Source organism: Brevibacillus composti (assembly GCF_016406105.1).
GTDB classification, from domain to species: Bacteria; Bacillota; Bacilli; order Brevibacillales; family Brevibacillaceae; genus Brevibacillus; species Brevibacillus composti.
The window spans coordinates 3,857,261-3,871,467 of the sequence record NZ_CP066308.1 but is presented as its reverse complement, the minus strand read 5'-3'; the positions used below and the strand labels follow the sequence as shown (position 1 = coordinate 3,871,467).

The window sequence follows — 14,207 nt, the reverse complement described above, 5'->3', positions numbered from 1 at the left end:
ATAAGTCACCTTCATGGCTGTGACTTGAACCATATATTTGCCGAATCGGCAAGATTATGCTTCAGAAAACTTTAGTGTTACTGCTAATACATAATGTCCTCCAGTTGACGGCATAAGTTGTCCTGCTGATGACGGACAAACTGTCCGACTGAATTGATGAAAAAAAGGGGGAGAATCATGATAATTCTCCCTGTATAACACGCTTGACCATATGATCATCGATGATCCGATGTTTGTTCTGTGAGCCGTAGATCAGGCAGTGCGTGCAGGCTTTGTTGATCATGCGAGCGGCTCCACTGGAGAAACGGTAAATGTCGTCGATCGCACCTTCGGTAAATATGTCATGCTCCGCTCCAGCATAAGTTAAATGCCGCTGAATATATGCACCGGTCTGGGCCCGATCGTAATGCGGCAGCTTCCGCTGCAAATCGATGCGCTGACGAATGGCAGCATATGCCTGAAGATTCAGGCGATCCCATAGTTCGCTTTGGCCTACGAGAATGAGTGCCATCGGGCTCTGGGCGTCCATCTTGAAATTCAGCAGGAAACGTACCTCCTCCAGCATTTCGCGGTCGAGAAGATGGGCCTCATCAATGACAACGACCGGCTGAAGCCGATGAATGCCGCGCATGAGCTCGATCTCGCGATGAAGCTGGCGTTTGGCGTCACCTCGGTAGAACTTTGACTCGCAACCGAGTTGCTCGAGCAACCCTTTGTAGAAGTGTCTCGGCGTCAGCTTGGAGTCCGACAGGTAGAGCACCTTGTACGTAGCAGGATCGAGCACCTCGGTAAACCGACGTATCGTCGTTGTCTTGCCTGTTCCGCAGTCGCCGGTAACAACGGCAAACCACTGCCGTTCGGCTGCGTACGTAAGACGCCCGAGGGTTTCTTCCAGTATGTCTGACTCGTACAATTCGTTTGTCGGAATATCCCTCGAAAATGGAGAACAATGGAGGCCATAAAAGGATTCAAACATGGCTGTCCTCCTTGCTCACCCGGCGATAGGCTACGGCAGGTGCCTGGTTGACCTTACGGTCCCGGCTGCGATCTTCTGCGGCAGCAAGCAACCTTGACGTATTAGCTGGCAATCTGTTTAGGTGTTCCGGCAACGGCGGACGCTTTCCTGCACGTTCGCCGATGACGAGTTCCCGTACACGCCATGGCGTATGCCCCTCATACTCGATCGTGAGCTCGGTGATATCCGCAGGGTCGTAGACGACATCCACTGTGCAGCCGATGAATGGAAGGCCAACCTCGTACTTGCGATCCATGAAACTGATGCAACCTGACTTGTCGACCTTACGTGTTTCACAGTGTAAGAAGGCATTCGCGAGCTCATCTGGATCCACGAAACGTAGGGCCTTCTTGTCGCTGCGGAAGGCACTTTCTGGACTTCGTTTGTTCTCAAGCGCTGAGTGCGGCTTGTTCTGGTAGCACTCTGACAACCACACGGCAAAAAGCTCATTCAGCCGTTCCAGTGTCTTCGGTTTTTCAAGCGCCACCTCACTCAGGAACGCGTCGACGACGCGATTGAAACGCTCGACCTTCCCTGTGGCCTCCGGCGAATAAGGCTTCGCGAACAGAAGTCGAATACCGAGCTTGGAGCATGCGCGGGTCATCCACTTCGTGCGGTATTGCTTGCCGTTGTCAAAATAGACCGATTCAGGCACGCCGAACTTCTGGATCGCCCGGCGGAAGCAGTTCTCCACGATGGATTTGTCCATGACTGGATAGAACTCACCATGCAACACAAACCGCGTCGCATCGTCGATGAACGTGACAAGGAACACTTGCTTCATCGAGCCAGCCGGACCGATGGGCAGATACGGGCCGTATTTGATGTCTGAATGCCAGAGACGATTGCGATAGCGCTGTTGAAAACGCCTTGCGGCCACTCCTGATTCCGCATACATGCGCATGTGGCGTGTGCTGTAGCCGCGCTGCGCAAGCTTCTCCTGGAGCGTACTGCGTTTGATTTCACCAGGCTGGATTCGTCCTTCCCATTCGAGGATTTGAATGAGCTGGGCCACGCTTCTGCTGGGTACCTCACGGCGTAGCAGAATGGCCTGTTCCAATACCTCTGGTGGAATGGTTGCATCTGACGGTTGCCGCCCTTTGCCTTTCGGCTTTAGCCCTCCAAACCCCTCTTGGCGATACTTTGCCAAATACCGGCGCAGCGTCCGTTCGGAGATACCTGTCTGCTCGCAGATCCTGGCCTTGATCTCACGGGCCTTGGCAGGATCGAGTCCTTCTGCCAAGAGCGGAGACAGCAGTTGTACACGCTCCGCCGCAATGGCCTCAGCTTTCTTTTGATCTTTCATGTTCTTAGCACCTCACTTGGTAGACTTCGAGATGAGTCTACCGCAGGGCTAAGTGGACAAGAATGCAGAACGGGTATGTACCCACAAATTTGAATTGACGATGGGGCGGACAATTCTCGCCAGCCAGCCGGGGGCGTCCCCAACGTAGTGTCCGATACTGTGATGTGCAGACTGTGAAGATACGGACGATTTCCCCACAGGGTCCTGATGAAAGCGAATGGTGATCGATACCAAACACCCCAGCCAGTATGAGCACTGCTCATGAAACCAGTTCTTCCAACGCAACAGGGTAGCGTCGTCAGACGCTACGGAAGATAGCGTATCCGGTTCTGAAATCACTTGCTCGATACATGATGATTCATACCGTTTGTATGGCACGATACAATCTGGAAGCTCATGGTGAATTTTCTGGCAGTGCGAACAACGCAACCGTCGGATGACAAGCAGGCGGTCTTCCCCACCCTCACTCACGATCTTCCTCCTCCGGCTACCAATAACATTCATCTCTTCTCCACAGCAAGGAGAGGGAACCACCTCTGCACATCTAACGAAAAACGCCGGGTACCTTCTCAATCAGCTCATAATTTGATACAATGATCATGGTGTTTTTTGGGGATGCATCCCGTGGACCTGTTCCAGCAGGCTCACATCATGGGAGGCATCCTTTTTCCTTTTCAATGATAAGGTCATTATATTCAGCAACGATTGGACAGGCAATTCCGTCAGCAACTGGACATTATGTTTGAGCCGCAACACGAATAAGGAACTAGCCATAAAATCCATACTAACAGACTGAATTTATGGAATTGCTTGATCTGGTTCTCCTTCTTCCTCCATAAGACGAAGCTGGCCCATACAGTGTGGAAAAACATCAGAACCAATGCTATCAACCCAGTAATGCCATGTAAATTTAAAACTGTACTTTCTGCGAGCAGCTTCATAAAGGTAGTTCCTACTGTATCAAATAGTAGCCCAAGGCCAAAATAAGCAAGGTGTTTCATTTGGAGCTGGCCGGAACGCTTTTCACTCCATACACCAATCGTATATGAGAGTAGTGCAAGATTGATAAAAATAACTGCGAACGCTAACAACTTAGATCATCTCCTGTGTTACATTTTTGATTACGCTTATGAGTGTAGTGCAGGAAAATGAACAAAAGATGAATAACCGTTTAGTGTTATTTAACATCATCACCATGATCTGGTTAAATGACCTTTCGATGGTCGTCATTATCTTAACACTTGTAGCATTCGGCGGAGTTTTTTTCCGTCATCAATATCGAAAGCGAACCGCTGGCGAAGCTTATTTCGAAATGTTGATGGCACCCCATGAGTCAGGGTTGCGATCCCAAGTTTAATCAAAGTAACTTTATTTACTCGCTTGACAAAAAATATTTTTTATATTTATAATCAGTTCAAACATTTACATACGATTATTTACCAATAGATGGCGTGGAAGAGGACGAGTAGAATCAGGCTCTGATGCCAGAGAGCCGTCCCGTGGCTGGAAGGACGGTCATCACCCTTATTCGAATATCACCTCTGAGCTTTGTCTGCGAACGACACAATTGTGTAGCAGTAGTGGGCAACGACATGGTTCTCGTTACTGAACCGAAGTCTGAACTGGCGATCTGTCAGGGACGATCTTCTTAAGTCTGCCTTTTGTAAAAGGGGCGGAGAAGCTGAGTGGTACCGCGAGACTCTCGCCTCAGCAACCAATCGGTCCGAACATTGGATGAAATTCAATGTCACCGCATGGTTGTGTGAGGCGGGAGTTTTTTATTGGAAAGGATGACGGTTCATGATTGACGGAGAAATTGCGATTATCATACCAAAACCCATAAAACCAAAACCCATAAAAGAAAAAATAGTGTGGAAGAGGACAAGTAGAATCAGGCTCTGATGCCAGAGGGCCGTCCCGTGGCTGGAAGGACGGTCATCACCCTTATTCGAATATCACCTCTGAGCTTTGTCTGCGAACGACACAATTGTGTAGCAGTAGTGGGCAACGACATGGTTCTCGTTACTGAACCGAAGTCTGAACTGGCGATCTGTCAGGGACGATCTTCTTAAGTCTGCCTGTTGTAAAATGGGTGGAGAAGCTGAGTGGTACCGCGAGACTCTCGCCTCAGCAACCAATCGGTCCGAACATTGGATGAAATTCAATGTCACCGCATGGTTGTGTGAGGCGGGAGTTTTTTTATTTTATCTCAGACTGAATATTTGAAAGGTGGTGTTTTGGATGTGAGCAAAACAAGAATCATTGGTGTTCATGCATGGAAAATGGGTACCGAAGAGCCAAGCAACTGTTTCCATGTTTGATCATGGTAAGTAACGAACCAGATCATGCAGGAATTCCGAAAGCTGACCAAGTTGTATGGAAGCAAGGTGCAAGGACTTTCCGAGTGTACACTCGATTAAGGAGATGATGACAAAGTATGGAACAACCAAAAAACGATGCCACCGTGGATATGACTGGTGCCAAGAAAGTAATTGAGACATTAAAGCAATTAGGGGTAGATACTGTATTTGGCTACCCGGGCGGAGCGATATTGCCGATTTATGATGCCCTGTATCAAAGCGGGATTCGACACATTTTAACCAGGCACGAACAAGCAGCAATCCACGCAGCAGAAGGGTATGCCAAGGCCACCGGGAGAGTCGGGACAGTCATTGCCACCTCAGGTCCAGGAGCCACGAATCTGGTAACAGGTATTGCAGACGCCTATATGGATTCGGTTCCCCTTGTCGTCATAACAGGCCAGGTTGCCTCCTCATTCATCGGTACAGACGCATTTCAAGAGGTGGATGTGATCGGAATCACGGCACCAGTGACAAAATACAGCTTTCAGGCACGTACACCGGAAGAACTGCCAAGCTTGCTTGCGGAAGCGTACCAGATTGCCTCAACGGGTAGACCAGGTCCGGTCCTTATTGATATCCCGAAGGACATCGCGAGTACCCATTGCATATACCAAACTGCCTTACCTGCTACGAAACGGATCAAGCAAACGATATCTGAAATCGATAGGGATCAAATGGAAGCAATCCGTCAGGCAATCTCACAGGCGAAACGACCACTTCTTTACATCGGTGGAGGGATTATAAGTGGGAACGCTTCCGAGGAATTACGCCGATTTGCCAAGGAAACGGGTATTCCAGTCTGTTCGACATTGATGGGATTGGGAGCGTATCCTCCTGATGACTCCCTGTTTCTTGGGATGCTGGGTATGCATGGAACGTATGCTGCCAATATGGCTGTGTATCATTGTGATCTCTTGTTGGCATGTGGTGTCCGCTTTGATGACCGGGTTACAGGGAAACTAGAGCGATTTTCTCCACAGTCCACAAAAATTCACATTGATATCGACCCGTCTGAACTGGGTAAAATCGTTCCTGTTGACTATTCACTGGTATGCGATGTGAAAACAGCCCTACAAGCTTTGTCACTTCCTTCTCCAATACCTGATTGTGAGAATTGGAGAACGCAGGTGCAGCAGTGGACGCATGAGTATCCACTTTCGTATGACCAGGTTCAGGCTCGTGCATTGAAGCCACAATTTGTCATTGATTTGTTGAGTAACATCACGGATGGAAATGCAATCGTCACAACGGAAGTAGGACAGCACCAGATGTGGGCGGCACACTATTACCGTGCCAAGAAGCCTCGAACGTTTCTCACATCTGGAGGACTCGGTACGATGGGATTTGGTTTTCCTGCCGCGATAGGCGCTCAAATTGCCATGCCTGAATCAACCGTTGTTTGTATCGCTGGAGACGCCTCTTTTCAGATGAATATCCAGGAATTGCAGACAATTGCCGAACTAAACATCCCTGTGAAGGTGTTTATTATCAATAATCGCTTCCTTGGAATGGTAAGGCAGTGGCAGGAGATGTTTTATGAAAATCGTTTGTCAGAGTCACAGATTGGTGGTCCAGATTTTGTCAAGGTAGCTGAGGCGTTTTGCGTGAAAGGATTACGTGCCGCAACAGTGGCTGATGCGGAGCTTGTCATTAAAGAAGCCCTAGCTCACCCGGGCCCTGTCGTCGTGGATTTCTTGGTAGAAGAGAGCGAGAATGTCTTTCCCATGGTACCACCAGGCAGAGCGAATAGCGAATTAATCGTGAAAGGGTGGGAAGAGTGAACGAACAAACGATCCAAATGATGGTGGTCAATCACCCGGCAACTTTTATTCGAATCCTTGGTGTATATTCTCGTCGAGGAATTCGGATTGATCGTATGTCCATAAATAGAGCAGATCAACAGCATCTATCCAACGTAAGGATTACCGTCCAATGCGATTCCAGCATGATCGATCAGCTCATCAAGCAGTTAGCAAAGCAAATAGACGTGATCAACGTTTTTAAATGCTCGGACCGTAACATTGCTTCTAAAAATAACAACCAAACGAAAGAGTGAGCGATAATGAAGTTGTACTATGACCATGATGTAAACATGGAACTTCTAAAAAATAAAGTGGTTGCGGTGGTAGGCTATGGCTCTCAGGGACATGCTCAGGCACAAAACCTGCGTGATTCTGGTATCACTGTATTGATTGGGCTGCGTACTGGCCGCTCCTGGCAGCAAGCCGAAAAAGACGGCTTTGAAGTCGTCAGCGTAAAAGAAGCGGTTCGCCGCTCTGACGTCGTGCAGATGTTACTTCCGGATGAACAACAGGCTCGGGTATACCGGGAAGAAGTGGCACCAGAGCTTCGTGCTGGACAAATGTTATTGTTTTCACATGGCTTCAATATTCATTTTGGCCAAATCGTACCGCCGGAGGAGGTTGATGTAGCCATGGTCGCACCAAAAAGCCCAGGTCATTTGGTGCGTCGGGTGTACTCCCAAGGCGGTGGAGTTCCAGGATTGCTTGCCGTTCACCAAGATGCAACAGGGCAAGCGAAGGAGATATCACTCGCTTATGCAAAAGCAATTGGTTGTACTCGCGCAGGGGTATTCGAAACAAGCTTTCGTGAAGAGACGGAAACGGATCTGTTTGGGGAGCAAGCTGTTTTATGCGGTGGCATGACAGCATTGGTAAAGGCAGGATTCGAGACGTTGGTAGAAGCAGGCTATCGTCCGGAGATCGCCTACTTTGAATGTCTGCACGAGCTAAAGCTAATCGTAGACTTGATGTATGAAGGCGGTTTATCCCGTATGCGTCACTCTATTTCTGATACAGCCGAATATGGAGATTACGTCACGGGATCACGCATCGTTACGGGGGATACGAAAAAAGAAATGCGCCAAGTATTAACCGAAATTCAGCGTGGGGAATTCGCCAAGAAGTGGATTTTGGAAAATCAAGCCGGTCGCCCTCTTTATCATGCAATGAAGCAAATGGATGCGAACCACCCTATTGAAGAAATCGGTGGAAAACTGCGAGCCATGATGAGTTGGATCGGAAAATAGGATTCGTGGAGCCTACCATTTGATTCGCATGCTATCTCCAGAGTAGATGACAAAAGGGGTCGTCTGTGCGAGTGCAGGCAATCACGCGCAAGGTGAAACGTAAATGAGTGACTGCGCTCGGAGATGCTTATGTATCGCTGTTTTACCCCTGCGGGGCACTAAGGTCGGACGGGGGTTCGAATCCCCCTGCCTCCACCAATACATAAGATTAGCCGCCTTCATGGCGGCTTTTTATTGTGTGTTGATCAAAACTTTCCCGCTGTGGCAAACTTATGCATGAATAATTTCGATGAAGACCTCTGATTTTTTCACTATAAATGCATGCATAACAGAAAATAAAAGTCGCCTACGGGTGACTTTTTATTTTATAAGTGGGAAATTATTATGTACAAGCAATTGTCGCCGGTCGATCATCGAAAGTGCCATAATGCAAGAAAACCACCTCATCCGGGTGGTTTCTTCTTTGCAGAATAGAGTTAGCCATTCTTGAAACACTACCAGTTTAATTCCCATGATCTATGTCGTTGTGATGGTTGACACATTCGTAAAGATCAAGTAGTATATACACATACCCCCATGGGTATTAATTTTTGGAGTCATATATACCCCCATACGTATTTGTTTGGGGTTATCAACACCAAAAAGAACATAATAAAACCAAACATGGAGGAGGTCAGTAAAAATGGTTACTGCCACAATGAAGGCGATGACTTCGGAACAGCTGACAAAGAAGCTGCTGAAGAACGAAGAGTTGTTCATACTCGACGTTCGCAATACATCGGAGTATGACAATTGGAGAATTGAAGGCGGGAAGATTGATATCATCAACATCCCTTACTTTGATCTGCTGGATGGGGTGGATCCTGCACTGGATAAAATCCCAAACGGGAAAGACATCTTGGTGGTTTGCGCGAAAGAGGGCTCTTCTAAGTTTGTGGCTGAGCAGCTGGTCGAAGCCGGCAGAACAAACATCTACTACTTAGAGGGCGGCATGAAGGCTTGGAGCGAATATTTGGAGCCTGTTAAGGTGGGCGATTTGAAAAACGGCGGAGAGCTGTATCAATTCGTCCGAATCGGGAAAGGCTGTTTGTCTTACATGGTGATCTCCGGCAAAGACGCAGCCGTGATTGATGCCGTACGGATGACCGATGTATTCGAGCAGTTTGCTAAGGAGCACGGCGTTCAAATCAAGCATACGCTTGATACACACCTGCACGCAGACCATATTTCCGGAGGAAGACGGTTAGCCGAGAAAATGAATGCCAAGTACTGGCTGCCGCCGAAGGATGCGACAGAGGTGACCTTCCCATATGAACCGCTTGAGGACGGGGACGTAATTACCGTTGGGAACACGGAAATCAGAATGAAAGCCCTCTATTCCCCGGGGCACACGGTCGGCAGCACATCCTTTCTTGTGGATGATCAGTACTTGCTTACCGGAGACATCTTGTTTGTTGCTTCGATCGGCCGACCCGATCTTGCGGGGAAAGCGGAGGATTGGGTCAGCGATCTGCGGAAAACGCTGTATCAAACGTACAAGAATCTGTCTGAGGATCTGATTGTTCTCCCAGCGCATTTCGGCCAAGTGACGGAGCTTGGGGAAGGCGGGAAGGTGTCCGCAAGATTGGGCGATTTGTACCGTTCCAACCCAGGGCTGAACATTCAAGACGATCAAGAATTCAGAGTGATGGTCACGGAGCATCTTCCGCCGCAGCCGAACGCTTATCAGGAAATCCGCCAAACGAACATGGGCAAAATGACGCCGAATGAGGAAGAGCAACGTGAGATGGAGCTGGGACCGAATCGTTGCGCAGTTCACGACAAATAAGAAGTGGTTACACTTCCCAGAAGGAAATTGACAACACAGATAGCCACAATATATACCCATACCAGTATATGAAATATTGAAAGAAGGACTTTCAATGGAACTCGATGTAGTGTGGATTCTCACTTTGTTTGCAATAGGCTTCGTTGGGTCCTTCATTTCCGGAATGGTCGGGATTGGCGGATCCATCATCAAATACCCGATGCTGATGTACATTCCGCCTGCGCTTGGCTTCGTTGCTTTTACGGCACAGGAAGTTGCGGCGGTGAGCGCGGTTCAGGTGTTCTTCGCAACGCTAGCCGGCATCTTCGCTTACCGGAAAGGGAATTTTATCAATAAAAATCTTGTGTTTTACATGGGCATTCCCATTATTATCGGAAGTTTTCTTGGAGGTTACGGCTCCAAGTTTCTCCCAGACAGCGCGATTAACTTGACCTATGCCGTGCTTGCGTTGATTGCCGCGATGATGATGTTTATGCCGAAGAAAGGCGACGATGCCACGGACCTGTCGAATTTGCAGTTCAATAAGGGATTGGCATCCGTCTCTGCGGGACTCGTTGGAATTTTGTCAGGAATTGTCGGTGCAGCCGGAGCCTTTATCACGGTGCCGATTATGCTCGTACTGCTCAAGATCCCGACAAGGATAGCAATTGCTTCTTCCCTGGCCATCACCTTCATTTCCTCCATCGGGACGACGGTCGGGAAGGTGATGGGTGGACATCTGCTTTGGATCCCGTCGATCGTCATGGTAGTGGCCAGCATTATTGCTTCACCCCTGGGTGCAAAAGCAGGGAAGACGATGAATGTGAAAGTACTTCAATGGATCCTTGCAGGGCTGATTACAGCTACCGTTGTTAAAATTTGGTTTGATATCTTGATGTAAGGAAGGTGAATCATCTGGCAGGCAAATCTTCAAAGGATATTCTTCCTCATGAAGTAAAACGTCGGTTGTTGGAGTGGGACGGGGATGTTTCACATGACTAAGGTTGGGAGGTATGTAGAATGACAGCCGTAATCCAAACGAATCGTGTTGTCGATTGTGAAGGCTTGGCTTGCCCGATGCCTGTCGTGAAAACCAAGAAAGCCATGGAAGAAATTCAGTCTGGTGAAGTGTTGGAGGTACGCGCCACGGACAAAGGCTCCGTAGCCGATCTGCAAAGCTGGGCGAACCGCACAGGCCACCAGTATATCGGGTTGAAGGAGGAGGACGGAGTGTTCCGTCACTTCCTAAGGAAAGCGTCGGAGCATGAGACGAAACGCGAAACAAAGTACCCGCATGTTGTAAGTAATGAGGAATTGGCAGATAAACTTGCTTCCGGGGAGAAGATCAACGTACTGGATGTGCGGGAGCCTGCGGAATACAGCTTTGAGCGGATTCCTGGAGCGATCTCCGTACCAATGGGAGAGCTGGAGGAGAAGCTAAAGCAGCTGCAGCCCGATCAAGAATACTATGTTGTCTGCAGAACGGGTACCCGAAGTGATATGGCATGCCAATTGCTTTCAGAACGCGGGTTTTCCAAGGTAAAGAACGTAGTTCCCGGTATGTCCGGGTGGCAAGGCGCGACAGAACGAGACGAGTAAATTTATATACCTATAAGGAGGCCAACAAAACATGGCAAACAAAAGAGTGGCAATTATTGCATCGTCCGCAGGTTTGGAAACCGCGTATAAGGTGTTGAACATCGCAACAGCCGCAGCAGCATTAGACGCAGAAGTAGGGATTTTCTTCACCTTTGAAGGTTTGTCGATCATTCATAAGAATTCAGAGCAGATGCTTCAACTTAAGCCGGAAAATGCGGGTTTAACGGAGGGCTTTAAGAAGGCGAATGTTCCGACCATCGGCCAACTGCTTGAGATTGCAAAGGAATCCGGCGTGCGCATGATCGCTTGCCAGATGACGGTTGATGTCATGGGACTCGACAAGGAAGATTTCATCGATGGCATTGAACTTGGAGGAGCGGCGGCTTATCTCGATTATGCCTTTGATGCGCAAGTCACATTACATTTCTAATCAATAGCGTTGCATTAAATTCGAACCCTTCTCTGTTATTCTAAATTGTGCTAAAAATGTTAAATTAAAGACGTCCATTGCAAGAAAAAATCTCCATAATTAGGGTAGCAGGTAGTCCTGTCCAAATCCCTAATCATAGGAGATCACGCATGGACAAGGATACACTACTTTCGTCATTTGGTAAATGGGTTGCACCCTTAAATGCAAAAATAATTTCCGACTGGACCACAGAAACCGGCGAAGACAAGTATGTGAAGAAGCTTACCACTCTAGCGTACCTTCTCATCTTCATGGACGCTCAGCTGAATCAGCGCAAGGCTTTGCGGGACATTGTCACCGAAATTGAGAATAACGAAGCCTTCCAGAAAGAACTCGGCATCACCTCCATCAGTATTTCGCAGCTTTCCAGGAAGAACAACAAGCTGTCGCCGGAACTTTTACAGCAGCTATTTGTCGATCTGGTCGCTCAGGTCACTCGCATTCGCACGCCTGCCGCTGGGCGAGTCGGTACGGTTAAACTGCTGGATTCCACGACCATGAGTCTGTGTCTTAGCAAGTACAAGTGGGCAACGTACCGGAAAACGAAAGCCGGCGTGAAACTCCACTTACGCGTGACCTTCTGTGATCCGGATACGGTCTATCCGGAGAAGGCCGTGCTCACTCCGGCCAAGCCGTCAGATCGCACCCAAATGGATGCGCTCATCGATGAAACCGGCGCTACTTATGTATTTGACCGCGGCTACGTGGACTACGAGAAATACGACCAGTACTGCTGGGATGGAGTCTTCTTCGTTACTCGGTTGAAAGACAATGCTATTGTCGAAGTGATGGATGAATTTCCAACAGCGGAAGGCTCGGTCATGACTCGGGATCGCATGGTGAAGATCGGCAAAGGGGCCAAACAGATGAAGCATGTTCTTCGCCTCATCGAAACCGTCGATTTAAAAGGAAATCCCATCCGAATCATAACGAACCGATTCGATCTGACCGCTGAAGAAATCGGCGACTTGTACCGCAATCGCTGGAAGATTGAAACCTTCTTCCGATGGTTGAAGCAGCATCTGAAGTTGACGCGATTCTACGGTGAAGATGAAAACGCCGTATGGAACCAGATCCTGATTTGCCTGATTAGTTACTGCCTTCTGCTCCTGATGAAACTGGAGCTCTCGACAACTAAGTCGCTGCTTGATCTAAGCCGACTACTAAAATCGAATCTCACCAAGTCGTGGGAAGTTTTTAAAGCGGCTGTATTTCGAAAACCAGCACGCACTTCGAAAGGTCGGCAGAAGGTCGTGAAGAGCTAAGGCAACGCAAAGCAAGAAAAGGTAATCAGCACCTTGAAATCCTATATATTACCAAATGGACAATGACTGCCTTGCATGCATAGCCCCCTTAACTTTTTAGCCTATACGGCGGCAGGTCCGTTTTCAGAAAATTCTATAAACGATAGAAAAGCAATGTTTATGCAACGCTATTGATTTCTAATACAAAAGAGGGGGAGAACGAAATGGCCGATATCGTGATTGACGCAAAGGGGCTATCATGCCCAATGCCGATTGTGAAAGCAAAGAGAGGAATCGACTCGATTCAGACAGGTCAAATCATGGAGCTGCAAACTACCGATAAGGGCTCTATAAACGACTTCCAAGCGTGGGTGAATCAAACGAATCATGAACTGGTTGATGTGAAGGAAGAGAACGGCGTATTTACGTTCCTTGTGAAGAAAGGGTAATGTCACTGACGGATCGGGTGGCTTGCACCACCCGATTTTTACAAGGCAGAATACAAGGATCAAGAGCAAGGCGTGAAGCTAGATGCTTGTACCATGACCATGTAATTTACTAGGACTGCAAAAAGAAGAACTTATCGATGGAATCGTCTATGCAGGGGTCCCTGCTTATTTGGGGATGCAGCTGACGCGAACTGAATTGATTTATTAATGACGAGTTCCCCCCATTAAGGGTTAAAATATACCTATACATGTATAGGGGGTTGCTAAGATGAAATATGATGAAAGCATGAAAAGACGATTGAGCCGTGCGAAGTGCGATTGATAAAACGATGGCGCTTGTTGTAGCGGTGAATTTGGAGCAATGTATTCTGGACGAACAAGCGAACGGCGGAAATACAAAAAAAGTAGTGCAAGAAGCGGTGGAACTCTTAGTGAAAAGCAGGTAGGTGTAAGCTATGGATTATATCTTTTATATCGTTTTGGCTTTATTTGTCATCTGGATGCTGTATAAACAATTTGCTCCTGTAAAAGGAGTGCGTAATTTATCCGCAAAGCAGTTTCAGGAAGAATCCAAGGGGAATAAGGTCATTGATGTCCGGGAAGTTCATGAATATAAACGGGGACATATTGCAGGTGCCGTGAATATCCCGTTAAGTCAACTGTCGCAGCGCATGGGGGAGATTCCAAAAGACAAGAAAGTGTTTCTTTATTGCCAGAGCGGTATGCGGAGCAAGCAAGCTGCAAAACTGCTGAGTCGAAACGGATACACCAATCTTGCCAACTTGAACGGGGGAATCTCGGCATGGAGCGGCCCTATCCAACAATAAACCTGAAGTGCACGATGCCGAAGCCTAATGCCAGAGAGCTGGGGTTTGCACGGATTTATGAGAATTCGATGGACGGCCG

Annotated in this window: 14 protein-coding genes, 2 pseudogenes and 1 other annotated feature; of the genes and pseudogenes, 12 read left to right on the top strand and 4 right to left on the bottom strand. The window is 48.1% G+C overall.

The window, feature by feature from the left end; genetic code table 11:
- Window positions 1–175: 175 nt before the first annotated feature.
- The 4 genes from JD108_RS19435 to JD108_RS19425 all read right to left on the bottom strand — a co-directional run bounded on the left by JD108_RS19435 (window position 176) and on the right by JD108_RS19425 (window position 3,412).
- Complete coding sequence (locus JD108_RS19435) at window positions 176–976, bottom strand: ExeA family protein (protein WP_198827353.1); 801 nt, start codon at window positions 974–976, stop codon at window positions 176–178.
- Window positions 969–2,321, bottom strand: coding sequence for a DDE-type integrase/transposase/recombinase (locus JD108_RS19430; protein WP_198827354.1), 1,353 nt, complete (start codon window positions 2,319–2,321; stop codon window positions 969–971). The genes JD108_RS19435 and JD108_RS19430 overlap by 8 nt, the downstream gene beginning before the upstream one ends.
- Window positions 2,322–2,369: 48 nt before the next feature.
- Window positions 2,370–2,855: a DUF6431 domain-containing protein gene (locus tag JD108_RS22470; protein WP_228728192.1), complete on the bottom strand. Its 486-nt coding sequence runs from the start codon at window positions 2,853–2,855 to the stop codon at window positions 2,370–2,372.
- A gap of 188 nt (window positions 2,856–3,043) precedes the next feature.
- Window positions 3,044–3,412 carry an HsmA family protein gene (locus JD108_RS19425; RefSeq protein ID WP_198827593.1) on the bottom strand — a complete coding sequence of 123 codons (369 nt, stop codon included), beginning with the start codon at window positions 3,410–3,412 and terminating at the stop codon, window positions 3,044–3,046.
- Window positions 3,413–3,764: 352 nt separating this feature from the next.
- Window positions 3,765–4,034 (top strand) — a binding site (T-box leader).
- Between the two features lie 724 nt (window positions 4,035–4,758).
- Here JD108_RS19425 and ilvB point away from each other — a divergent pair.
- The 12 genes and pseudogenes from ilvB to JD108_RS19370 all read left to right on the top strand — a co-directional run bounded on the left by ilvB (window position 4,759) and on the right by JD108_RS19370 (window position 14,128).
- Entirely contained in the window at window positions 4,759–6,465 is a 1,707-nt protein-coding gene (gene ilvB / locus JD108_RS19420) for a biosynthetic-type acetolactate synthase large subunit (RefSeq protein ID WP_198827592.1), read from the top strand.
- 17 nt (window positions 6,466–6,482) lie between these two features.
- Window positions 6,483–6,740: an ACT domain-containing protein gene (locus JD108_RS22885; RefSeq protein WP_407649448.1), complete on the top strand. Its 258-nt coding sequence runs from the start codon at window positions 6,483–6,485 to the stop codon at window positions 6,738–6,740.
- A gap of 6 nt (window positions 6,741–6,746) precedes the next feature.
- Window positions 6,747–7,733 (top strand): ketol-acid reductoisomerase, encoded by a 987-nt coding sequence (locus JD108_RS19410; protein WP_198827590.1) that lies wholly within the window; start codon window positions 6,747–6,749, stop codon window positions 7,731–7,733.
- Between the two features lie 682 nt (window positions 7,734–8,415).
- On the top strand, window positions 8,416–9,561 hold the full coding sequence (locus JD108_RS19405; RefSeq protein WP_198827589.1) for an MBL fold metallo-hydrolase: 1,146 nt from the start codon (window positions 8,416–8,418) through the stop codon (window positions 9,559–9,561).
- A 94-nt stretch (window positions 9,562–9,655) separates the two neighbouring features.
- On the top strand, window positions 9,656–10,441 hold the full coding sequence (locus tag JD108_RS19400; RefSeq protein ID WP_198827588.1) for a sulfite exporter TauE/SafE family protein: 786 nt from the start codon (window positions 9,656–9,658) through the stop codon (window positions 10,439–10,441).
- A gap of 119 nt (window positions 10,442–10,560) precedes the next feature.
- Window positions 10,561–11,139, top strand: a complete 579-nt coding sequence (locus JD108_RS19395; RefSeq protein WP_198827587.1) for a sulfurtransferase TusA family protein — start codon at window positions 10,561–10,563, stop codon at window positions 11,137–11,139.
- Between the two features lie 31 nt (window positions 11,140–11,170).
- The gene (locus JD108_RS19390) at window positions 11,171–11,569 is read left to right on the top strand and encodes a DsrE/DsrF/DrsH-like family protein (RefSeq protein WP_198827586.1); all 399 of its coding nucleotides are present in this window, start codon (window positions 11,171–11,173) and stop codon (window positions 11,567–11,569) included.
- Window positions 11,570–11,718: 149 nt separating this feature from the next.
- Window positions 11,719–12,873, top strand: coding sequence for an IS4 family transposase (locus JD108_RS19385; RefSeq protein WP_198826839.1), 1,155 nt, complete (start codon window positions 11,719–11,721; stop codon window positions 12,871–12,873).
- A gap of 203 nt (window positions 12,874–13,076) precedes the next feature.
- A complete protein-coding gene (locus tag JD108_RS19380; RefSeq protein WP_198827585.1) occupies window positions 13,077–13,301 on the top strand; it encodes a sulfurtransferase TusA family protein in 225 nt (74 codons plus the stop codon).
- 60 nt (window positions 13,302–13,361) lie between these two features.
- Window positions 13,362–13,509: pseudogene (locus JD108_RS19375) on the top strand (DsrE/DsrF/DrsH-like family protein); the annotation flags it as partial.
- A gap of 94 nt (window positions 13,510–13,603) precedes the next feature.
- Window positions 13,604–13,747: pseudogene (locus tag JD108_RS22465) on the top strand (metal-sensing transcriptional repressor); the annotation flags it as partial.
- Window positions 13,748–13,756: 9 nt separating this feature from the next.
- Window positions 13,757–14,128 carry a rhodanese-like domain-containing protein gene (locus tag JD108_RS19370; RefSeq protein ID WP_198827584.1) on the top strand — a complete coding sequence of 124 codons (372 nt, stop codon included), beginning with the start codon at window positions 13,757–13,759 and terminating at the stop codon, window positions 14,126–14,128.
- Window positions 14,129–14,207: the final 79 nt, after the last annotated feature.

What these genes read in the sequence shown, in the direction of transcription:
- JD108_RS22885 (WP_407649448.1), top strand. Translation starts at nt 6,483, where the DNA reads ATGATGGTGGTCAATCACCCGGCAACTTTTATTCGAATCCTTGGTGTA.
- JD108_RS19380 (WP_198827585.1), top strand. Translation starts at nt 13,077, where the DNA reads ATGGCCGATATCGTGATTGACGCAAAGGGGCTATCATGCCCAATGCCG.
- JD108_RS19410 (WP_198827590.1), top strand. Translation starts at nt 6,747, where the DNA reads ATGAAGTTGTACTATGACCATGATGTAAACATGGAACTTCTAAAAAAT.
- JD108_RS19405 (WP_198827589.1), top strand. Translation starts at nt 8,416, where the DNA reads ATGGTTACTGCCACAATGAAGGCGATGACTTCGGAACAGCTGACAAAG.
- JD108_RS19390 (WP_198827586.1), top strand. Translation starts at nt 11,171, where the DNA reads ATGGCAAACAAAAGAGTGGCAATTATTGCATCGTCCGCAGGTTTGGAA.
- JD108_RS19395 (WP_198827587.1), top strand. Translation starts at nt 10,561, where the DNA reads ATGACAGCCGTAATCCAAACGAATCGTGTTGTCGATTGTGAAGGCTTG.
- ilvB (WP_198827592.1), top strand. Translation starts at nt 4,759, where the DNA reads ATGGAACAACCAAAAAACGATGCCACCGTGGATATGACTGGTGCCAAG.
- JD108_RS19370 (WP_198827584.1), top strand. Translation starts at nt 13,757, where the DNA reads ATGGATTATATCTTTTATATCGTTTTGGCTTTATTTGTCATCTGGATG.
- JD108_RS19430 (WP_198827354.1), bottom strand. Translation starts at nt 2,321, where the DNA reads ATGAAAGATCAAAAGAAAGCTGAGGCCATTGCGGCGGAGCGTGTACAA.
- JD108_RS19385 (WP_198826839.1), top strand. Translation starts at nt 11,719, where the DNA reads ATGGACAAGGATACACTACTTTCGTCATTTGGTAAATGGGTTGCACCC.
- JD108_RS19435 (WP_198827353.1), bottom strand. Translation starts at nt 976, where the DNA reads ATGTTTGAATCCTTTTATGGCCTCCATTGTTCTCCATTTTCGAGGGAT.
- JD108_RS19400 (WP_198827588.1), top strand. Translation starts at nt 9,656, where the DNA reads ATGGAACTCGATGTAGTGTGGATTCTCACTTTGTTTGCAATAGGCTTC.